Annotated in this window: 20 protein-coding genes; 19 read left to right on the forward strand and 1 reads right to left on the reverse strand. The window is 62.8% G+C overall.

Translation table 11 applies throughout. From position 1 onward, the window contains the following. The 11 genes from B6V76_RS18435 to B6V76_RS20025 all read left to right on the forward strand — a co-directional run. Nucleotides 1–500: RNA-guided endonuclease TnpB family protein (locus tag B6V76_RS18435; RefSeq protein ID WP_141104941.1), on the forward strand; the 500-nt coding region annotated here is incomplete at its 5' end. Continuing rightward, nucleotides 469–1995 (forward strand): ATPase domain-containing protein, encoded by a 1527-nt coding sequence (locus tag B6V76_RS19755; protein WP_141104942.1) that lies wholly within the window; start codon nucleotides 469–471, stop codon nucleotides 1993–1995. The genes B6V76_RS18435 and B6V76_RS19755, both read left to right, overlap by 32 nt. Then, a complete protein-coding gene (locus B6V76_RS18445; protein WP_166504635.1) occupies nucleotides 1980–3038 on the forward strand; it encodes a sensor histidine kinase in 1059 nt (352 codons plus the stop codon). The genes B6V76_RS19755 and B6V76_RS18445 overlap by 16 nt, the downstream gene beginning before the upstream one ends. 458 nt (nucleotides 3039–3496) lie before the next feature. Next, nucleotides 3497–4378 carry a LysR family transcriptional regulator gene (locus tag B6V76_RS18450; protein ID WP_075777411.1) on the forward strand — a complete coding sequence of 294 codons (882 nt, stop codon included), beginning with the start codon at nucleotides 3497–3499 and terminating at the stop codon, nucleotides 4376–4378. Between the two features lie 87 nt (nucleotides 4379–4465). Next, complete coding sequence (locus tag B6V76_RS18455) at nucleotides 4466–5281, forward strand: putative hydro-lyase (protein WP_088728150.1); 816 nt, start codon at nucleotides 4466–4468, stop codon at nucleotides 5279–5281. A 44-nt stretch (nucleotides 5282–5325) separates the two neighbouring features. Next, entirely contained in the window at nucleotides 5326–6369 is a 1044-nt protein-coding gene (locus tag B6V76_RS18460) for a TRAP transporter substrate-binding protein (protein WP_088720639.1), read from the forward strand. A gap of 11 nt (nucleotides 6370–6380) precedes the next feature. Then, on the forward strand, nucleotides 6381–6932 hold the full coding sequence (locus B6V76_RS18465) for a TRAP transporter small permease (protein WP_088725835.1): 552 nt from the start codon (nucleotides 6381–6383) through the stop codon (nucleotides 6930–6932). Further along, nucleotides 6929–8212 carry a TRAP transporter large permease gene (locus B6V76_RS18470; RefSeq protein ID WP_075777415.1) on the forward strand — a complete coding sequence of 428 codons (1284 nt, stop codon included), beginning with the start codon at nucleotides 6929–6931 and terminating at the stop codon, nucleotides 8210–8212. Before B6V76_RS18465 ends, B6V76_RS18470 begins: the two co-directional genes overlap by 4 nt. Before the next feature lie 11 nt (nucleotides 8213–8223). Further along, nucleotides 8224–8898 (forward strand): DUF2848 domain-containing protein, encoded by a 675-nt coding sequence (locus B6V76_RS18475; RefSeq protein ID WP_088728151.1) that lies wholly within the window; start codon nucleotides 8224–8226, stop codon nucleotides 8896–8898. Then, nucleotides 8895–10157, forward strand: a complete 1263-nt coding sequence (locus B6V76_RS18480) for an amidase family protein (protein WP_088728152.1) — start codon at nucleotides 8895–8897, stop codon at nucleotides 10155–10157. The genes B6V76_RS18475 and B6V76_RS18480 overlap by 4 nt, the downstream gene beginning before the upstream one ends. Nucleotides 10158–10160: 3 nt before the next feature. Next, nucleotides 10161–10316, forward strand: a complete 156-nt coding sequence (locus B6V76_RS20025; RefSeq protein ID WP_166504636.1) for a hypothetical protein — start codon at nucleotides 10161–10163, stop codon at nucleotides 10314–10316. A gap of 474 nt (nucleotides 10317–10790) precedes the next feature. Here the strand turns inward: B6V76_RS20025 and B6V76_RS18485 are convergent, their stop codons facing one another. Beyond that, nucleotides 10791–11462 (reverse strand): TetR/AcrR family transcriptional regulator, encoded by a 672-nt coding sequence (locus tag B6V76_RS18485; protein WP_206184237.1) that lies wholly within the window; start codon nucleotides 11460–11462, stop codon nucleotides 10791–10793. A 153-nt stretch (nucleotides 11463–11615) separates the two neighbouring features. Here B6V76_RS18485 and B6V76_RS18490 point away from each other — a divergent pair, with 153 nt between their 5' ends. The 8 genes from B6V76_RS18490 (at nucleotide 11616) to B6V76_RS18525 (ending at nucleotide 19992) form a co-directional block, all read left to right on the forward strand. Then, nucleotides 11616–12476 carry a xanthine dehydrogenase family protein subunit M gene (locus B6V76_RS18490; protein ID WP_088728153.1) on the forward strand — a complete coding sequence of 287 codons (861 nt, stop codon included), beginning with the start codon at nucleotides 11616–11618 and terminating at the stop codon, nucleotides 12474–12476. An 8-nt stretch (nucleotides 12477–12484) separates the two neighbouring features. Further along, nucleotides 12485–12961 (forward strand): (2Fe-2S)-binding protein, encoded by a 477-nt coding sequence (locus B6V76_RS18495; RefSeq protein WP_346426018.1) that lies wholly within the window; start codon nucleotides 12485–12487, stop codon nucleotides 12959–12961. Beyond that, nucleotides 12958–15309 (forward strand): xanthine dehydrogenase family protein molybdopterin-binding subunit, encoded by a 2352-nt coding sequence (locus tag B6V76_RS18500; RefSeq protein WP_088728155.1) that lies wholly within the window; start codon nucleotides 12958–12960, stop codon nucleotides 15307–15309. Before B6V76_RS18495 ends, B6V76_RS18500 begins: the two co-directional genes overlap by 4 nt. A gap of 11 nt (nucleotides 15310–15320) precedes the next feature. Beyond that, the gene (locus tag B6V76_RS18505; RefSeq protein ID WP_088728156.1) at nucleotides 15321–15782 is read left to right on the forward strand and encodes a carbon monoxide dehydrogenase subunit G; all 462 of its coding nucleotides are present in this window, start codon (nucleotides 15321–15323) and stop codon (nucleotides 15780–15782) included. Nucleotides 15783–15861: 79 nt separating this feature from the next. After that, nucleotides 15862–16935 (forward strand): C4-dicarboxylate TRAP transporter substrate-binding protein, encoded by a 1074-nt coding sequence (locus B6V76_RS18510; protein ID WP_240497896.1) that lies wholly within the window; start codon nucleotides 15862–15864, stop codon nucleotides 16933–16935. A 40-nt stretch (nucleotides 16936–16975) separates the two neighbouring features. After that, nucleotides 16976–17521, forward strand: a complete 546-nt coding sequence (locus B6V76_RS18515) for a TRAP transporter small permease subunit (protein WP_166504637.1) — start codon at nucleotides 16976–16978, stop codon at nucleotides 17519–17521. A 1-nt stretch (nucleotide 17522) separates the two neighbouring features. Continuing rightward, the gene (locus tag B6V76_RS18520; RefSeq protein WP_088728158.1) at nucleotides 17523–18845 is read left to right on the forward strand and encodes a TRAP transporter large permease; all 1323 of its coding nucleotides are present in this window, start codon (nucleotides 17523–17525) and stop codon (nucleotides 18843–18845) included. Nucleotides 18846–19092: 247 nt separating this feature from the next. Then, entirely contained in the window at nucleotides 19093–19992 is a 900-nt protein-coding gene (locus B6V76_RS18525; RefSeq protein ID WP_166504638.1) for an XdhC family protein, read from the forward strand. Nucleotides 19993–20180: the final 188 nt, after the last annotated feature.

Raw genomic sequence — 20180 nt, forward strand, 5'->3', positions numbered from 1 at the left:
ATGCACGTATCCGAAATATCCGTCAGGACGGGTTGCACAAGCTCACGACCAAGCTGTCGCGTGAAGCCAGCACAGTGGTCATCGAGGACCTCAATGTCCGCGGCATGATGGCGAACCGGCATCTTGCCCGTGCCATTTCGGATATGGGGTTTTTCGAGTTCCGCCGGCAGCTGAGCTACAAGCTCGCGCGCCTTGGCGGCACTCTTGTTGCCGCCGACAGGTTCTTTGCATCCAGCAAGACCTGTTCGGCATGTCACACCAAAGCGGAGGTTCTTCCGCTCTCGGTCCGCTCATGGACCTGCGCCAATTGCGGCGCGCAGCACGATCGCGACATCAATGCGGCGATCAACCTCAAGAATTTGGCCGGTAGCGAGGACCTCAAGGTCCGTCCGGTGTCAGCTTGTGGAGTGGAAGGCTCTGGCGGCGGGACTGATCCTGTCGTGAAACCGGCCATGATGAAGCAGGAAAATGGACCTGATCAGGAAAGATCGGCTCCATGAAAGCGGTAAAGTGGTTGATCAAGCTGCCAGGGGGTCTACGGGGGTTGACGGTCTCGACGAAGTTCTGAGGGAAGGCTACCGCGCTGGGCGGATCATGCTCGTCGAGGGGGCTCCCGGCACCGGCAAGACCACCCTCGCGCTACATTTCCTTGCCGAAGGGGTCGCCGACGGGAAGCGCGCGCTCTTTATCAGAGTGGCGCAATCCCGGCCTGAAATCGAGATGATCGCGAAGTCCCACGGGTTCGATCTGTCCGGCGTCAAGGTCTACACGCCCGAACTCGGCGGAGGCGAGCGGAGCATCTCGGTCGAGAGCGACGAGGCCGATCTTGTCGAATTGACGGAGGGGGTGCGCGGCGAACTTGAAAACTCCGACCCCGAAATTGTCGTGTTCGACTCCCTGCTGGAGTTGCGAATGCTTTCCTCGACCGATTCAGCTTACCGGCGCGAGCTTCTCACACTCCGCAGCGACTTGCGCGAGCGCGGTTGCACGGCGTTGCTGATTGACCATCTCGATCATCCGGATGGGGAACGTCACGCCGAGGGCGTGGTCCACGGCGTCATCAAACTCGACAGCACGACGCCGCCCATCGGGATCACCCAGCGGCGGCTGACAATCGTCAAACTGCGCGGCGCCCCGTTCCGGGAGGGCTGGCATGATTTCCGCATTGACACTGGCGGGCTCGAGGTTTTCCCGCGTGTCATCCCGCATGAGGCGCAACCTGCCACCCTTGAGGACCGGCTTGAGCCGCCGCACGAACCGCTCGCTCAACTTCTGGGCGGCGGGCTGGAATTCGGCACCACCACGCTGATCTCGGGCCAGTCCGGCACCGGCAAGTCGACCATCGCCACCCTGTTGGCGCGCGCGGCATCCGAGCGTGGACTGCTTGCGGCCATGTTCCTTTTCGAGGAGCGCCCCGAAGTGCTGCGCAACCGCTCCGCAGGCGTCGGGCTTGACGTGGAGGGTTACGAGGACACTGACCACCTCAGGTTGCGACACTTCGATCCCGCCGAGGTCTCTCCGGGCGAGTTTGCGAATGCGGTGCTGAGCGCTGTGGATGACGGCGCCCGCGTCGCGGTCATCGATAGTCTCAGCGGTTACCTCGAGGCACTGCCGGAGCGCAGCCATGTGATGACGCATATGCAGGCGCTGCTACAGCATCTTACCCGCCGTGAAGTGCTGGTCACCATTACCATGACCCAGCACGGCCTCTTGGGTGAGCCGCCAAGGACGACCATCGATGCCAGTTTTCTCGCCGATTCCATTATCCTTCTGCGCCAATACGAGGCGCACTCGGAAATCCGACGGTCCATCGCCGTGCTCAAAAAAACGTCACAGCGAACACCGGCGCAATATCGAACAGCTGATCATCCGGTCCGGCGCTGTGGAAATCATTCCCTTGTCCGAGGAAGCCGAGCAGCGTGCCAGAGATGCATCCGATCTCAGCGCAGAGTGAAGCGATGTCCGAGCCCTGTTCCGAGATGCCGCCGGTCCTGATCCTCGCGCCGCTCAAGGACGATGCTCGAGCCCTGGCGCGGGTTGTCGAGCGGTGCGGCTTTGCCGTCCGAACCTGCATCACCGCGCGCGCCTTCGCCGCCGCCTTAAATGCGCAGGACCCTGATGGCGTTCTTTTTGTCGTCATTAGCCAGGAGGGCGCGGGCCGTGAGACCGGTGAGGCTCTGAACGCCACTTTCGCGGCCGAACCCGCGTGGGCGCGGCTGCCGTCGGTGTTTCTTCTCAGTCAGATCAGCCGCCTTCCGCCCGCGATTCAGATCATCAACCGCAAGGAAAACGGGCCTCCGCCGATACTTCTCGAGCGCCCGGTCAAGGCCGCCGTGTTGCAAAGCGTCTTCGAAGCTCAGGCCGACGCGCGTCAGCTGCAGTTCGAGACCCGCGACCTGATCGATCGGCTTTACCAGGAGGAGGAACGGGGCCGCTTTCTGCTCAGCGAGCTACGCCACCGAACGCGCAACAGCCTGTCGGTTCTGCAGTCGCTATTCTCAATGACGGTGCGCCGCGCCGCCGATCTCGAAAGCTTTTCGAAGACCTTTTCGGGCCGGCTCCGCGCGCTCACCGATGCGCATGTCAAACTCGCGCAAGAAGGGACCACGGCCCGTCCGCTCGATGCCTTGGTGAGAGATCACGTGACGCCCTACACCAGCGCTGCCGGACAACTTGTGACCGAGGGGCCTGCGGTGCTCGTGGCTGAAAAGCCCTCCTTCGACCTTGCTCTGGTGATCCATGAACTGGCCACCAATGCGGCTAAATACGGTGCGCTCTCGATCCCCGACGGTCGGGTCGCGGTGCGCTGGCGCGTGGTTCCGGACAGCGGAGCGCTCGCGTTCTCCTGGGAGGAGCGTGATGGTCCGCCGGTCGAGCCGCCCTCGCGTCAGGGGCTCGGCACTCAGGTCATCGAAAATTTCCAGCGCGGTGAGGCAGAGACCGAACTGCGTCACGATCCCGACGGGGTCACTTGGCATGCCAAACTCAGCCCCCGCCACTTCACACTCTTGAGCGAAACCGTTCGGGTTGACGATTAGGGGCGAGCGCCCCCCTCAGGCCGTCGCGGAGTATCTGATGACACAGTGAAGCAGTTCGTCGCGCCGACGACACCGAACTGTGCGCTCTCTTCGCGCTGCGGACCTTCGTGGCTCGCTCAACGAATGATGGCTAGCCGCCAAGAAACGGCATGTGACCCGATTTAGCCACCAGCTCGATCAGCGGACTGATAGTGCGCGTGACACCGCACTGCTGGTCGAAAGTGCGCCGGTGGTGGGTCGTGCGCTCTAGGATCCCGAACAAGGATAGGCGGAACTGCACAATCCGTTGTGGCCGCGGAAGGCTACGCCCTTTCAGAGCGCTGCCAATGCACCACCGAGATTTATCGCGCGACGCCCTCACCACTGACCGAGATTCGCGAGATCAGCGGGTCGCCAGCTGACACGCGTTCGACCGATGCGCTTGACAGTCGCGCCAGGGCACCGCTTAGCATCGCGTCATGTTCGGTTTTCGCGACATCGAGATCATCCGCTCCGTGGTGCGCTACGGCGGCTTCCGCGCGGCGTCCGATGCAACGGGACTCGCGCAATCGGCGATTTCGCGGCGGATCCGGCATCTCGAGGACCGAATGGGGATCACCATCTTCGAGCGCGACGGACGCGGCGTCCGTCTCAGTGCGACGGGGCGGCGGCTTGTCGACGAGGCGGAGGTTCTGATCGCGCAGCGCGATCGGATCCTGAGTGAGCTGACCCATGGCGTGATGGCGGGGGTGGTGCGGCTCGGCGTGGCGGAGACGATGACCCACACGATCCTGCCCCGGATGCTGACGTCGTTGCGGCAGGATCACCCGCTGCTGCGCTTCGAGATTTCGGTCGATACATCGGACCAGATGGGGCAGGCGCTGCGCGACGATGCGCTCGACGTGGTGATCATGCTCCGCGATCAGGCGCCCCGGGGGATCGCGCTGACGCCGCTGCCGCCGGTGACGATGGGCTGGTTCGTCTCTCCTGCGCATTTCACCCTGCCGCAGCCCGCGGAGATCGATGACCTGACCGCCTTGCCGATCGTGTCCTTCCCGAAGACGACGAGCCCGCACCGGCAGGTGATCGAGACCCTCAGCCCCGGACGGCGAAAGCCCGCGACTGTGCATGGATCGGCCTCGCTGGCGACGGTGCTGCACTTGGTGCAACAGGGATTCGGGATTGGCACGATTCCGCACTCCATCGTCGAGGCGTGGCCGCACGCGATGCTGCGTGAGATCGACGTCACCCCCGAGGCGCGCCTGCCGTCATTGGAGTTCGTGATCTGCTATGATGCTGAACGCAATGAGGAAATCGGTCGTGCCGTGACGCAGGCGGCGGTAGCAGCTGGGCGGGAATGATCCTGTGAGAGCATCAATAATGAAGAAAATTGAACTATTGATCTAATCGGTCGTGGCGCGGGATCATCATCCAAACCGGAGGACCAGATGAACGCACCGAAATCCGTGATCGCTTCGCCAGCCGCTTTGCGTGCCGAAATCCGCGCTGGGCGGTTCACCGCGCCGACGGCCGGACAGGGGGGCGAGGCGCTGCAGGCGAACCTGGTCATGCTACGCGGAACCGATGCAGCGGAATTCCTTCGCTACTGTCAGGCCAACCCACGCCCCTGTCCTCTGCTGGCTGTGGGCGAGCCGGGCGATCCGTCGCTCCCCAGCCTCGGCGATATCGATCTACGCCACGATGTGCCGCGCTACCGGGTCTGGCGCGACGGCGAATTGGTGGACGAGCCGAGCGATATTGCCGATCTGTGGACCGAGGACATGGTCTCCTTCGCGCTGGGCTGCTCGTTCAGCTTCGAGGATGCGCTGATCCGCGCGGGGCTTCCGGTGCGCCACATCACCGCGGATCGTAACGTGCCGATGTATCGCACGTCATTGCCCACGCGCCCCGCGGGGCAGTTCTCGGGACCGCTTGTGGTCAGCATGCGGGCGATGCCTGCGGCGGACGCGATCGAGGCGATCTCGATCTGCCAGCGGTTCCCGCTCGCCCATGGCGCGCCGGTGCATCTGGGCGATCCGAGCCAAATCGGGATCGCGGATATCGACGCGCCCGATTATGGTGATCCGCCTGTTATCGAGCCCGGCGATATCCCCGTCTTCTGGGCCTGTGGCGTTACCCCGCAAGCCGCGATCGCGACCGCGAAACCCGGGCTCGCGATCACCCACGCGCCGGGCCACATGCTGGTCACGGACATCCCCGCAAGCCACGCGGAACGGCGTCTGACGGGAGTCTATCCGGTCTGACACGCCGACCGAAAACCAAAAGAAAACCCAACAGGAGTTAAACAATGAAAAAGATCATGATGACCGCGATGACGGCCGCGCTGCTGGCCGGGCCAGCCCTCGCCGAGGAACAGCTTGCCGTGGTCGGGAGCTGGTCGAGCCTGCCGCTCTACAAGCAGTTCACCACGCCGTTCTGGACCGAGGAACTGCCGAAGCTGACCAATGGCGATTTCTCGGCCCAGCTGACCAGCTTCGACCAGATGGGGATCGCCGGCGGCGACGTCTACCGGATGCTGGGCGATGGCGTGTTCGACGTGGGCCAGACGGTCGCCGATTACACCGTGGGCGATGCGCCCGAGCTGGAAGGGCTCGACGTGCCGCTGGTCGCAACGACCGCCGACGAGGCCAAGGCGATGGTCGATGCGGCCCGCCCGATGGTCGTCGACATCATGCATGACCGCTTCAACTCCGAGCTTCTGGGCATCGCGCCCTATCCGCCGCAGGTCGTGTTCTGCAAAGGCGAGATCAATTCGCTCGCCGATCTCAAGGGCAAGAAGGTGCGCGGCTCGGGTCGGATGACCACCAAGCTTCTCGAGGCGCTTGGTGCAGAGGGCGTTAACATCGCCTTCTCCGAAGTTCCCGGTTCGTTGCAGCGTGGCGTGATCGATTGCGCCGTCACCGGAGCAGGTTCGGGCTATTCGGCCGGCTGGTGGGAAGTGTCCGACCATCTCATGACCTTGCCGCTGGGTGGCTGGGATCCGGTGGTGATCGCGATGAACAAGGATCGTTACGACGAACTGTCCCCCGAGATGCAGACCGAGCTGAAGGATGCGGTGAAAACCGGTCTGGAAGACAAGGCCTGGGCCGCGGCGGAAGGCGGTCTCGCCAATGACATCGCCTGCCTCACGGGCGACGGTGAATGCAAATCGGGCGATCCGGCGTCGATGACGCTGGTCGAGGCGACCGATGCCGACATGAAGACCGCCCGTGACGCGCTCGAGAAGCAGGTGTTGCCCGATTGGGCCGAGCGTGCCGGTCCGGAATGGGCCAAGCGCTGGAACGATACCGTCGGCAAGACCGTGGGCGTGACCGTCCCGGTCGCGAACTGAGAGCGCCCGACGTGAAATTCCTCACAACATTGGAAGGCGCGCTCAGGCGCGCCAACCGCCTCGTCGCGCTGATCCTTGGTGCGGCGCTGGTGGCGACCGTGCTCTTCGTGCTGGTCGACGTGGTCGGTCGCAAGACCGGCTGGGGCAGCCTGGGCGGCTCCGACGAGATTTCCGGCTACGTGATGGCCGCGGTCGCCAGCTGGGGGCTTGGCTGCGCGCTTCTCGACCGCGCCCATGTTCGCATCGACCTGATCCGCCAACGTCTTGCGCCGGTGGGGCAAGGACTGATGGACCTGTTCGCGATGATCGTCACCAACGGGGTCGTCCTGCTGATCGCCTGGTATTGCTGGCCGGTCCTGCAAAAGACGATCGAGCGCGGCTCGCGCGCCAATACACCCCTTGAAACCCCGCTGTGGATTCCGCAGGGCATCTGGTTCGCGGGCTGGGCGTGGTTCGCGCTCAGCGCCACCGCCCTGAGCCTGATCGGCATCGCCTATCTCGCCTCCGGGCGCCGCACGGAACTGGCCAATGCGATCGGCCTCGGATCGGAGCTTGACCAATGATCTGGACCGTCGCTTTCTCTCTTCTGGGGCTGATGGCCCTGTCGATCCCCGTTGGCATCGTGCTGTTCATCCTCGGCATCGGCGTGGGTGAGTTCTATTCCGCATTCCCGCTCCTGCGCGGGCTGGGGCAGGTGATCTGGTCGGCCTCTTCCTCCTCGACTCTGATCGCGATTCCGCTCTTCGTGCTCCTGGGCGAAATCCTCGTCCGGGGCGGCGTGGCCGCGCGCACCTATGCCGCGCTCGACAAATGGCTGAGCTGGCTGCCCGGCGGGCTGATCCATGCCAATATCGCCACCGCGACGATGTTCTCGGCCACCTCGGGCTCGTCGGTCGCGACCGCCGCCACGGTGGCGACCGTCGCGATGCCGCAGGCCGACAAGCTGGGCTATGATCCGAAGCTGTTTTCAGGCGCGATCGCCGCGGGCGGCACTTTGGGCATTCTGATCCCGCCCTCGATCAACCTGATCGTCTACGGCTTCCTCACCGAGACCTCGATCCCGCAGCTTTTTTCCGCCGGGCTTCTGCCGGGCCTCCTGATGGCTCTCGCATTCGTCGTCGTCACCGCGCTGATCTGCCGGGCGCGCCCCGCGCTTGGCGGTCCGTCGCGCAGCTTCACCTGGGGTGAGCGCCTTCGCAGCCTGATCCAGCTGATCCCGATCATCATTCTCTTCACCGTCGTCATCGGCTCGATCTACGCGGGCTGGGCGACCCCCACGGAATCCGCGGCCATCGGCGTGGTGATCGCGAGCCTCATCGCGATCACGCTGGGCAACGGGCTGGGACTCGCGACTATCGGCGAGGCCCTGCATGGCACGATCCGGATTTCGGCGATGATCATGCTGGTGATCACCGGCGCCTATTTCCTGAACTTCGCGATGACCTCCGCCGGGCTCGGGCGACAACTGACCGACCTGCTGGAAAACACCGGTCTGCCGCCGCTTGGCACGCTGTTGCTGGTTGTTCTGCTCTATCTCGTGCTGGGCTTCTTCATCGAGACGCTTTCGCTGATGGTCGCGACGATCCCGATCATCGTGCCGATCATCGCGGGTCTGGGCTATGACAAGGTCTGGTTCGGTGTGCTGATGATCGTGCTGATCGAGATGGCGCTGATCACGCCGCCGGTCGGTCTCAACCTCTTCGTGGTGCAGAGCACACGCGGCAAGGGCTCGATGAACGAGGTGATCCTCGGCGTCATTCCTTACGTGCTGGTGATGCTCGCGATGATTGCATTGCTGATTGCGGTTCCCGGGCTCGCGCTCTGGCTGCCGTCCATTCTCTGACAGGAGTTCCCATGACCCTCAATTTTCGCGCTGAAGGCGCGCCGCTTTCGCTGGACCTCTCGCATCTCATCGTCGCTGGCTGGACCGGGCGCGACGCCGATGCCATCGCCCACCACATCGAGGAACTGGCGGCGCTTGGGGTCCCCGCGCCTTCGGCCACACCGCTTTACTATCGCGTGGCGGCGCAGCTTCTGACGCAAGCCCCGGTGCTTGAGGCGGTGGGGAACGAGACTTCGGGCGAGGTCGAACCGCTGATCGTCGCGGTCGAGGGCCGCACCTATCTCGGGTTGGCCTCGGACCATACTGACCGCGCGCTTGAAGCGCATTCGGTGGCGCTGTCGAAACAGGTCTGCGCCAAGCCCTGCGCATCTGATCTGTGGTCGTGGGAGAGTGTCTCCGACCACCTCGAAGAGATCGTGCTGCGCAGCTGGATCGAAGAGGGGGGCGAGTGGGTGCCGTATCAGGAAGGCACGCTCGCCGCGATCCGCCCTCTGACCGATCTGATTGCCGGTGCCGGTCTTGCCGATCTGGGCGAGGACGGCCCTGTCGCGATGCTCTGCGGCACGTTCGGCGCGAAGGGAGGGGTGCGTTCGGCGGCCCGTTTTCGTATGCAGATGGAAGATCCGCGCAACGGGCGCGCGATCGCCCATGAATACGAGACGCGCAATCTGCCGGAGGTCGCATGACATCACCATTTCTCATCAAGGTCGAAACTGCCATCTCCAAGGTCGAGGCTTTGCCAGAGTCGGAGCGACGCGCGATCTTCACTGAGTTCGCCCCGGCGCGAATCCGTGCCGAGGCGGAGGCGCTAGAGGCGCGTCACGAAGCGGGCGAGGAGATGCCGCTTTTGGGCACGCTGGTTTCGGTGAAAGATCTCTATGACGAGGCCGGGCAGGTCACGAGCGCGGGCTCGCGCCTGTTGCAGGACCGCGCGCCGGCAGAGGCGGATGCGGTCTCGGTCGCGCGGCTCAAGGCCGCGGGGGCGTTGATGTTCGGGCGGTCTTCGATGTCCGAATTCGCCTATTCCGGGGTGGGCCTCAACCCGCATCACGGCACGCCCTCGGGCGCGCTGGTGCCGGGCGGGATGCCCGGAGGGTCAAGCTCGGGTGCGGCGGTCTGCGTGGGCCTCGGGATCACCGATGCCGCGATCGGCACGGATACCGGCGGCTCGCTGCGCATCCCGGCGGCGGCGAACGGCATCTGGGGCTATAAGCCCAGCCAAGGGCTCATCGACGATACCGGGGTGCATCCGCTCGCCCCGACCTATGACGTGGCGGGGCCGATGGCGCGCGATCTTGGTCTGCTGCGCCAAATGGTCGACGTCATGGCGGGCGCGCCGCTTTCCGCGGCAGAAGACGGCCCGCTGCGCTTCGTGGTGCCCGAAGGCGCCTTCACCAATGGTCTGTCCGACGAGGTCGCGGCGCTGTTCGAGGCGGAGAAAGCCCGGATCGCAGGTCTGGGCCATGAGATCGTGCCGGTCGACATGACGGAAATCGCAAAGGCGGTGGTGCTCAACAAGATTATCGTCGCCGTCGAAGCGCTCGAGATTTACCGCGACGATTTGGAAAAGCTCGACGTGGTGGGTGATCCGCGCGTGCTGTCGCGCATCCGTTTCGCGCTCACGCTTACGCCTGAGGAAATCGAGAAAGCCTATGCCGCGCGCGCTGATATCGTCACGCTTTTCGAACGGCTGATGGAGCCTTTCGATGCGCTGCTGAGCCCGACGCTGATGCGCCTGCCGCCCAGCGTTGCCGAGGTCGAAGCCGAATTCGACCGCCTCAATGTCGAGATGCTGCGTAACACCTCGTTGATCAACCTCGTGGATGGCTGCGCGATTGCCATGCCTACGCCGGGCTTGAACCCGGCTTATGCGATGACAATGCTGGCTGCGCCGAAAGGGGCGGATGCGCGTGTGCTTGCCATCGCGGAGCAGGTGGCGGGATGAGTGATGCGCTCCACGCGTCGTTTCGCGGACCGGCTGGAGGCTGACCTGCCCTCGGGGGGCGCGGAAATCGCTGCGGCGCGGGTCTCCGTGCTGCTGCGCTTCGATCCGCTGGGTGTAGACCGCGAGCAGCTAGGGGTCGTTGAAGCGGCTCGCCGATGAGATCGCGCAGGGTCCGCTGGAGATGCCAGACCCTGCGCGGCGTGGGACGATCCCGGTCGCTTTTGGTGGCGACGACTGCCCGCAACTAAGAGATGTCGCAAAGGCGACGGGCCAGAGCGAAGCTTCGGCGATTCGGGAGAACTGCTACAGCGACCTGAGGGTTCTTTCGCTTTCAAGAGGCTTGCCCTCTTTCTTTCCTCCGCCGGGCGGCTGCGATGATCGAGGTCATTCTGATCTTCTCACTACCCGTAAGGCTGCGGAAGAAGTCTTCGTCGAGCTTCGATGGTGAGCTACGGACAGAGAGTATTAACGCTTACTGGTGTATGAACCATACTGATGCCGGCGCAAAGCTGGGAAATTGGCGATGATACGACGAGGATAACCGCCGATATGCCCTGATCGGAAACGACGTCGCGCCGACCGTATATGAACTCGCGGACACTTCGAAAGTTCATAGGACAGATGGGCTTCAGATCAGTAAGACGCTGCGCCGCGGCCTTTAGTAAGTGACCCGTCGGGAAGCGCGCCTTCGAAGAAATTCTTCACTGTAGCGCGCACAGTTGCCTCGACATCGATTTCCACTGGCATGTTGTAGACGTATTTCCGAATGGCGATATAGAATACCGCGCCGTGGAGGCCCCAAAGAAGCTCCACTTCGTCGGCAACAGGCGTAGCGTGGCCTTTGCGTCGAGATGACCTCAGTTCCACTGCGGCCGGCTCGATGATCTTTGTGCGAATGATATCAAGGTAGCGCTCGGTCAGGCCGTAAGACTTAAGCCCCGACGACACGAAAATTCGAACCCAATCATAGTCGAACACCCGTTCTGAGTATTCGATGTAGAATTGTGTCAGGCGGTCCTGAAGAGAGCGGTCGCCTTCAAGCACGAGCTGGTCCCAGTCCGGGTTCCAGCGCTCGAGAAAAACATGCTCGTAGACGCGTTCGATCAGGGCGTCCTTGCTCTCGAAATGTCGGTAGATGACGGCGTGGGATACGCCCATGCGCTTGGCCAGTTCGCGTGTCTGTCCCTCGAAACCGGATTCCGCAAAGAACCTAACCGCCTCGGAAACGATCAGCTTTTCGCGTTCCTCCCCGCGCATATTTTTGCGGCGCGGCCTTTGATTTCCTGTCTTTTTCTCTGAGGTCATACCGGTCTCTTTCCTCTCCTCTCGAACTTAATGCAAACCAATGTAGTAACCAACTGGTCATTTTATCTTGACCGATCGCGATACTCCTGCATTATAGAAGTTACCAAATGGTCACTTTGTAGCTGGGGAGAGCTGCAGACCAGAGGAGGACAAGTGAAATTACCATCGTTCGAATATCTGCGTGCGCGCAGTCTTGCAGAGGCGTGGGCGCTGCATTCCGAGGCGGAAGGCGATGCGGTCTATCTGTCGGGCGGGCACAGCGTTGTGCCTTCGATGGCGCTGCGTCTGCAAGCGCCGTCGCGGCTGATCGACATCTCGCACATTGCCGAGCTTCACGGTGTCGATTTGCAGGGGGAAACGCTACGCATCGGTGCGATGACCCGCCATTCCGAAGTCCTCGCCAATCCTCTGATCGCGCGCCATGCGCCACTGCTCTCCCGCGCGGCGCCCCATGTCGCGCACCCGGCAATTCGCAATCGTGGCACGATCGGAGGCAATCTGGCGCTCGCCGATCCGGCGTCGGAATTCCCGGCAGCTGTGCTGGCCATGCGGGCGGATCTCGAGGTCACGGGTCCTGACGGCCAGCGGATGATCTCTGCAGACGATTTCTTTATTGACCTATACGAAACCGCGCTCACTCTTGGCGAAGTGCTGACCGCGATCCATGTGCCGCTGCCTCCGGAAGGCCGCGTCTACGGCTTCGACGAGATCGCACGCCGCCGGGGCGACTACGCGATGGTGGGGGTTGCTGCGCAAGCCGATGTGCAGGACGGAGTGATTTCCGAGGCTTCGATCTCGCTGTTTTCGGTGAGCGTTACTCCGGTGCGCGCCGCTGCGACACAAGAGGCTTTGAAAGGCAGTCCGCTTTCGCCGGACACCATCGCCCGCGCGCAAGCTGCTTTGGCCACCGATCTCGACCCGCCCGACGATCCCGGTTTCCCGGCAGAGCGTCGCCTGCAACTCGCGCGCGTCCTTCTCGGACGGGTGCTGAACCGGATGGAGGCTGTTCAATGAAGGTTATTTTGAACACGACCGTGAACGGCGAACAGGTTCAGGAAGCCGTTCTTCCCCGCACCAGTCTCGCCGATTTTCTGCGAGAGGATCTGGGTTTGACCGGCACGCATCTGGGGTGTGAAATGGGCGCGTGCGGGGCCTGTCTGGTGCGCATGGATGGCGTGCCGGTGCATGCTTGCCTGGTGCTGGCGGTGCAGGCCGAGGGCAGCACGATTGAGACGATCGAGGGGCTGAACGAGACGGGGGCCGCTGCCGATCTTCAGGCGCGGTTTCACGACCGCAACGCGCTGCAGTGCGGTTTCTGCACGAATGGGATGCTGATGAGCGCCCAATCGTTGCTCGAGGCAAATCCTGCGCCCACGCGAGACGAAATCCGAGACGCACTGTCGGGCAATTACTGCCGCTGCACAGGTTATGAAGCCATCGTGGACGCCATTCACGCCACGGCTCGCGACCGCGCGGCTGAGACGGAGGCGGTGAAATGACCCTGCATATCGGCCAGTCCCAGCGACGCGAGAATGCGCGGCGCCATCTCGCAGGTCGGGGCCGCTTCGTGAGCGATCTCGCCCTGCCGCGCATGCTGCATGCGGTCTTCGTTCGTAGTCCTATGGCAAAGGGACGCCTGTTGGAAATCGACACGAGCGAAGCTGAACAATCCCCCGGCGTGGTGCGGATCCTGACTGCCGCCGAGTTGAACGCCCGCTGCAAGCCGTGGGTCGGCACGCTCGAGCATTTCGCAGGCATGCAGAGCCCGCCGATGAACATCCTTGCCGAGGAGGAAGTGCTCTGGACCGGGCAACCGGTGGCGATGATCCTCGCCAAGAGCCGGGCCGAGGCCGAGGATGCCGCTGACCTGGTGATGGTGGAAATCGAGGATTCCGAGCCGGTGACCGATGGCGCCCTCGCCCTGCAGGACGGAGCGCCCTTGGCGAATGGCGCCGCGCGGGACAACCTTTGCTACGAGGCGCTGTTGGAAACGCCAGCGGTGAACGAGGCCTTCGCCCATGCCGCGCATGTGGTCGAGGCCAGCTTCACCTTTGGCCGCCACACCGCGGTCACGCTCGAGCCGCGCGCTGTGATCGCTGATTTTGACCCCTCGAGTGGCGCGCTCACCGTGCATCACGGCACGCAGACCCCCTACCAGTTTCAGGATGTCTATGCTCGTCACTTCGGTCTGCCGGAGGGCAAGGTCCGGGTCATCGCGCCTGATGTGGGCGGTTCGTTCGGTATGAAGCTGCATGTGTATAACGAGGAGATGGGGGTCGTCGCGGCGAGCCTGATCCTCGAGCGCCCGGTGCGTTATGTGGCCGACCGGCTGGAAAGCTTCGTTTCCGATATCCACGCTCGTGATCACATCGTGAAAGGCCGTATGGCTTTGGACGAGGACGGCACGATCCTTGCAATGGACGTCGATGATCTCGCGCCGGTCGGCGCGGTTTCGGCCTATCCCCGGACCAGCGCGGCCGAGGGCAACCAAGTGATCCGCCTCATGGGCGCACCCTACAAAATGCCCCATTATCGCGGCCGGCTTTCGGTCGCTTTTCAGAACAAGGTGCAAACGAGCCAGTATCGCGCGGTCGGGCACCCCATCGCCTGTGCTGTGACCGAAGCGCTGGTCGAGCGGGCGGCAGAGGCCACGGGCCTCGACTCGTTCGAGATCCGCGCCCGCAACCTGATTGCCGATGATGCCTATCCGCACGTGTCGGCAACCGGTTACCAGTTCGAGAAACTCTCGCATCAGGCCTGTCTTGCGAAGCTGCGGGAGATGATGAATCCCGACGCGCTACGTGCCGACCAAGAGCGCCTTCGCGAAAAGGGCATCTATCGCGGGTTCGGCATTGCCTCCTTTGTCGAGATCACCAATCCCGGCGCTGCCTTCTATGGCGTCGGCGGGGCGCGGATTTCGGCGCAGGACGGTGCGGTGGTGCGGATGACGCCCTCTGGCGACATCCATTGTGCCATCTCTGTCACCGAGCAGGGGCAGGGGACCGAGACGATCATCGCGCAGGTGGTTGCCGATCAATTGGGTGTTTCGCCCGAGCGGGTGAGCGTCGCCACGGGCGACACCGCGACCACGCCCAGCGGTGGCGCTACCTGGGCCTGCCGGGGCGCGGGCATAGGCGGCGAGACGGCGCTGCGGGCCGGCCGCAAGCTGCGTGAGCGGATTCTGACCTTGGCGGGTGCGTTGATGCAGGCCGATCCGGCGACACTACGGCTCGAAGATGGCGCGGTTGTCGATGTCGCCACGGGCGAGGCGCGCATAACGCTCGAAGAGATTGGCCGCGTCGCCACCTATCGACCCGACACGCTGCCCGACGGGGTCGATCATTCGCTGACCGTCGCGCATCATTTCGCACCTTCTGGCTATCCGTTCGACTTTACCAACGGCATCCAGGGAAGTCTGGTCGAGGTCGACGTCGAAACCGGCATCGTCCGAATCCTGAAACATTGGGTCGTCGAGGATTGCGGTCGCATCATCAACCCGCTTTTGGTCGACGAACAAATTCGGGGCGGCGTCGTGCAGGGCCTCGGACCGGCCTTCTTCGAGGAATGCCAATACGACGCGGACGGTCAGCTCACCAACGGGTCGCTCGCCGATTATCTCGTGCCCATGGCTTGCGAGATGCCCGATATCGAAATCGCCCATATCGAAACGCCCACTGGGGACACGATCCTTGGCGCCAAAGGCGTGGGCGAAGCGGGAACCGCCGCTGCCGGCGCCGCCGCGATGAATGCGGTGAACGACGCGCTGCGCCCCTTCGGCGCACGGATCACCCAGACCCCCATGACGCCGTTGCGCATTCTCGATGCGCTCGACGCGGCCCGTAAGTAAAGGACTGATTCATGAAGCTTGAAGGAGACCAGCTCCTGAGCGCCGATCCCCAGACTGTCTGGGCGGCTCTCTTCGACCGCGACGTGCTGGCCGAAGCCATTCCCGGCTGTGAAAGCCTCGAACAGCTGAGCGAAACCGAATTCACCGCCGTGGTGAAGCTCAAGATCGGTCCGGTCTCGGCCCGCTTTAAAGGCGCGGTGACGCTGAGTGATATCGTGCCCGGCCAATCTTGCACATTGTCCGGCAAGGGTTCGGGCGGGGTTGCCGGGTTTGCCAAGGGAGCGGCACAGGTGATGCTGGTGCCCGAGGAGGACGGCACGCGCCTAAGTTACGATGCTGATATCGCGGTGGGTGGAAAGCTCGCCTCTCTCGGCAACCGACTACTAGGCGCCACGGCGCAGAAGCTGACCGAAGCCTTTTTCAGAAACTTTTCCGACGCGTTGGCCCAACCTGAGGAGGCACGGCCAACCTGATCCGCTGGCGCGCAGCGAGGTCAGGCCAGACACGAGACAAGCGCGCATGACAAGAACCATCCTTGGGAGGAGGATACCAATGACAACCACGCGCAGGGCCTTTGTGGCCATGTCCTCGGCAGCCTTGGCGCTGCCCTTTCTGAACACCCGAAGCATCGCGGCGCAAAACATCTCGATTCAGATCGGGTCGAGCCACCCGACCAACAATATCTGGGTCTACGCCATGCAGAACACGCTGCAACCGGCCCTCGACAAGCTGTTGGCGGACGCGGGCGGCGAGTATTCCGTGACCTGGAACGAGAATTACGGCGGCACGCTCTACAAGTTCAAGGATACCCGAACGGCTGTGCGCGACGGCATCGTCGATGTGGGGATGGTGGGGACGGTCTGGGAAGGCTCGGCCATGCCGCTGCAGAACGTGACCTATTTCACCCCGTTCGCGAATGTCGATCACAACGTCACAATCGACATCTTCGACAAACTGACCAACGAACTCCCGGAACTGCGCGCCGGTTGGACCGATCAGAACATGGTGCATCTGTCCTCGCTGGTGACCGACAGCTACGATGTCTATGCGAACTTCCCCATCAACTCGGTCGATGACGTCCGGAACCGCCGCCTGAACGCGCCGGGCACTTCGGCCAATTGGCTGGCGGAGACCGGCTGCACGCCGGTAGATGGCGCGCTGACTACCTACTATACCGACATCCAGACCGGCGTCTCCGAAGGCACGCTCTCCTTCGCGAGCGGCATCCAGCCCACACGCGTCTACGAGGTTGCGCCGCAGCTGACCCGGGTCGGCTTCGGTTCGATGTATTTCGGCGGGATCGCGGTGAACAAGGACTTCTACGAAAGTCTGCCCGAGCCCGTCCAAGCCGCTCTGAAAGAGGCGGGACGTATCACCTCGCGCGCGCATGGCGACTACATCACGAAGCGCACTACCGAGGCGATCACCGAGATGAAGGGCGCCGGCCTGCAGATCACCGAAATGGCCCCGGCAGAACGCGAACGCTGGGCCGAGACGCTCCCCAATGTCGCCCAACCTTGGCTCGATGCCAACGGCACGTCGGCGGCCACGGTGCTCAAGGCGTATTTTGGCGAACTCGCCGCTCGTGGAATCAAACCTGCGCGCGACTGGACCGTCGGGATCTGAAGCCATGGCTTCGATCCCGCGCGCAAATGACGGAGGCTCTATGCAACGCGCCAGTCTCCTAGCTACCAGCCTGCCCGCGCTTCGGCGCGGGCTCCAGCTTGCCCTGAACGCGATGGCGGCGGTGGGTGTGCTGTGGATTTTTGCCATCATGCTGCTGATCGTCGCCGATGTGGCCGGTCGCAATTTTCTGGCCGCGCCGATCATTGGCGTCGCGGAGATCGCGGCCCGCTCGGTTGTAGCCATCGTCTTTCTGCTTTTACCGGCAGCCGCGCTGAATGGCACGCTGATCCGCTCAGATTTCGTCATGCGCGGCCTCCAGCGCCTGTCGCCCCGCGCCGTGCAAATACTGGACGGCATGTTTGGACTCGCCGGAGCGGTCATCTTCGGCCTGGTGGCGTTGGCCGCTTGGCCCGATACGCATGATGCCTGGGTCAGCTCCGAGTTTTTCGGGGTGCGCGGCGTCTGGACGCTGCCGACATTCCCTTTTCACCTCTTGGTGGTTTTGGGGGCTTCGGTCACCAGTCTCGCCTCCGTGTTTTCGGCAGTCGAAACCCTGCTAAGCCGTCGGACCGAGGAGAACTTCTGATATGAGCAGCATCACTATCGGGCTGATCCTCATCGGCGTGCTCTTCGCACTCGTGCTTTTGGGGATGCGGATCGCCGTCGCACTTTTGGTCGTAGCCTTTGCCGGCGTCTGGATTCTCCGCGGCAACTTCGATCTTTCCATGCGGCTCATGTCTATCGCCGCATATAACGGCGTTGCCAACTATCTCTTCGCGACGATCCCGCTCTTTGTTCTGATGGGGCACCTCGTGAGCATCTCGAATGTCGGGAAGGATACGTTCGACGTCGCCGAGACGCTGCTGCGCCGTCTGCTTGGCGGGCTGGGCATTGCAACGGTGGCGGCCAATACCGTCTTTGCCGCCGTAACCGGCGTTTCCATCGCCTCGGCGGCAGTGTTCACCAAGGTCGCCGTGCCCGAGATGACGCGCCACGGTTATTCGCCCTCTTTCTCCGCAGGCACCGTCGCGGGCAGTTCGGTTCTCGGCATGCTCATCCCACCGAGCCTGCTGTTGATCATCTACGGCGTGCTGGCCGAACAATCCATCGGCCGGATGTTCATAGCGGGGCTGGTGCCTGGCGCGCTGCTGGCGACGGGGTTCGTGCTCTGGATCCTATTGGCCGCGAAATTCGCGCCGGGCATCGTCTTCGCCTCATCTAAACGCGAGACTACCGAACCCGGGGCGCAGGCCTATGATGACCTGTCGACGGGACAGCTTCTGAGAAAGATCGTCCCAATCATCGTTCTGGTGACCTTCGTTTTGGGCGGGCTCTATTCCGGATTCTTTACTCCAACTGAGGCCGGGGGCGTCGGAGCCTTCGCGGCGCTGGTCATTGCAGTCTTCCGACGCAGCCTCAACCTGCGCGGATGTTGGGCGGTCCTCAGCCAGACCGGGACGATCTCTGTCGGAATTCTTGCGCTGCTGGTTGCCGCCGGATTTTACAGCCAGATGCTGGCCGTCGCGGGTATCCCCGCGGCTATCGGTGCCTTCGTGAGCGGCAGCGGCTTCGGTCCAGTTGGCTTCTTGGTTGTCTATGTGCTGCTGGTGCTGCTTCTGGGGATGATCCTGGACAGCAGTTCGATCCTGTTGATCGTGGTTCCTATTGCTGCTCCCATTGCGCAGCATCTCGGTTACGACTTGATCCAATTCGGCATCATCACGGTGATTGCGGTCGAGGTCGGGTTGCTCACGCCGCCATTCGGAATTTCGATCTTCACGGTTCATTCGACGCTTGGAGACAGGAGTGTCTCCTTGGAATCCATCTTCGCCGGTGCGCTGCCTTATGTCGGCGTGATGCTGGGTGTCCTGATCCTAGTGGCCGCATTTCCAGTGCTGATCATCGGTTAAGAGGTATCAGGGCGCTTTGACTGATCTTCTCCTCTCTCCCAGGGCAAAGCGCGGCGCGTAGGGCCTGGAGGGAGGAGTAGACGTGAGCCCGTGGTGCAAACCGTCCGAAGAAGTCACGGTAGGCCGCGGGGGCCGGACGTAACGGGATTGGATGAGCTTGGTCGCACGGATGACGGCGCAAGCTGAGCCGCCGATCCGCGATCGAGATATGCAGAGAAACGCCCCCCTTCCTAAGAGGATAAATGGCATGGATCAGTCGACGACAGTTCTATGCGAGACCGAATGGCCCTTGGCCCGGCTCATGGGGCCGGCGCCAATGTGTCTATGTTTCATCAGTCATGTCGAGGGTCCGTCATATCGCCCGCTCGGGTCGGGCATGGCCGTCGATGGCGCCGGGCGGCGGTTCGGTAATTTGTCGTCGGGATGTATCGATGAGGACGTCGCGCTTCATGCGGTGGAGGCTTTGAAATCAGGCGCTCCGAAAGTGCTGCGTTACGGGCGTGGGTCGCCTTTCATGGATATTCAATTGCCTTGTGGGGGCGGGCTGGAAGTCACCTTGCTGCCGGCCTCGGAACGTGAGATTCTGGACGTGGCGCGACGCCGTCTGGTCGCGCGTGAAAATGTGACGCTGACGGTGCTGCCGGATGGTCAGATCGAAAACGGCGCGACGCCTGGCGGTCTGACAATAACGTTGCGCCCCAAGGTGCGCGTTCTGGTCTTTGGCGATGGTCCCGAGCCTCGAGGATTTTCCGCGCTTGCGCAGGCAGCGGGATTGCCGGTCGCGCTATATGCCGGAGCCAAGGAGACGCGCGACGGCATCGCAGGCGCATGCGCGTTTTCCGGCAAGACCTGGCCCGACACGGCACATGTCGATCATCGCACTGCCGTCACGCTTTTCTTCCACGACCATGAGCGCGAAACCCGGCTTTTGAGGCATGCCTTGGAGACGCCCGCTTTCTACATTGGGGCTCAGGGAAGCCTTCGAGCGCGTCAATTGCGCGAAGCGGCGTTGAGCGCCGCCGGAGTGGGGGACGCGGAAATTGCGCGGCTCGTCGAACCCTTCGGATATGTCGCGCATGCGAGGTCTGCACTAGAGATGGCCGCTGGAGTGCTGGCTCAGGTTGTCGATCACGCCCGCCGACTCTGAACGGAGGGCGGGGTAATCTTATGAGCATTTCTCAGGGCTTATTGTCGGAATTCCTCTCCGACATATCCACCTCGATTTTCAATTAGAAATCGTATCCAAATATAAATAAATCAATTATTTACGTTGAATTCGCTTCCCTAGGGAAGGCTTTTGTGCTACACATGGCGATACACAAGGCTCTTTACCGG

Origin of the sequence: Thioclava sp. IC9 (genome assembly GCF_002213225.1) — a bacterium.
GTDB classification, from domain to species: Bacteria; Pseudomonadota; Alphaproteobacteria; order Rhodobacterales; family Rhodobacteraceae; genus Thioclava; species Thioclava nitratireducens.

Coding starts and splice junctions, on each gene's coding strand:
- B6V76_RS18480 (WP_088728152.1), top strand. CDS start 8,895: ATGACATCACCATTTCTCATCAAGGTCGAAACTGCCATCTCCAAGGTC.
- B6V76_RS19755 (WP_141104942.1), top strand. CDS start 469: ATGGACCTGATCAGGAAAGATCGGCTCCATGAAAGCGGTAAAGTGGTT.
- B6V76_RS18505 (WP_088728156.1), top strand. CDS start 15,321: ATGAAGCTTGAAGGAGACCAGCTCCTGAGCGCCGATCCCCAGACTGTC.
- B6V76_RS20025 (WP_166504636.1), top strand. CDS start 10,161: ATGCGCTCCACGCGTCGTTTCGCGGACCGGCTGGAGGCTGACCTGCCC.
- B6V76_RS18475 (WP_088728151.1), top strand. CDS start 8,224: ATGACCCTCAATTTTCGCGCTGAAGGCGCGCCGCTTTCGCTGGACCTC.
- B6V76_RS18450 (WP_075777411.1), top strand. CDS start 3,497: ATGTTCGGTTTTCGCGACATCGAGATCATCCGCTCCGTGGTGCGCTAC.
- B6V76_RS18500 (WP_088728155.1), top strand. CDS start 12,958: ATGACCCTGCATATCGGCCAGTCCCAGCGACGCGAGAATGCGCGGCGC.
- B6V76_RS18515 (WP_166504637.1), top strand. CDS start 16,976: ATGCAACGCGCCAGTCTCCTAGCTACCAGCCTGCCCGCGCTTCGGCGC.
- B6V76_RS18455 (WP_088728150.1), top strand. CDS start 4,466: ATGAACGCACCGAAATCCGTGATCGCTTCGCCAGCCGCTTTGCGTGCC.
- B6V76_RS18460 (WP_088720639.1), top strand. CDS start 5,326: ATGAAAAAGATCATGATGACCGCGATGACGGCCGCGCTGCTGGCCGGG.
- B6V76_RS18520 (WP_088728158.1), top strand. CDS start 17,523: ATGAGCAGCATCACTATCGGGCTGATCCTCATCGGCGTGCTCTTCGCA.
- B6V76_RS18445 (WP_166504635.1), top strand. CDS start 1,980: ATGCCGCCGGTCCTGATCCTCGCGCCGCTCAAGGACGATGCTCGAGCC.
- B6V76_RS18510 (WP_240497896.1), top strand. CDS start 15,862: ATGACAACCACGCGCAGGGCCTTTGTGGCCATGTCCTCGGCAGCCTTG.
- B6V76_RS18470 (WP_075777415.1), top strand. CDS start 6,929: ATGATCTGGACCGTCGCTTTCTCTCTTCTGGGGCTGATGGCCCTGTCG.
- B6V76_RS18525 (WP_166504638.1), top strand. CDS start 19,093: ATGGATCAGTCGACGACAGTTCTATGCGAGACCGAATGGCCCTTGGCC.
- B6V76_RS18485 (WP_206184237.1), bottom strand. CDS start 11,462: ATGACCTCAGAGAAAAAGACAGGAAATCAAAGGCCGCGCCGCAAAAAT.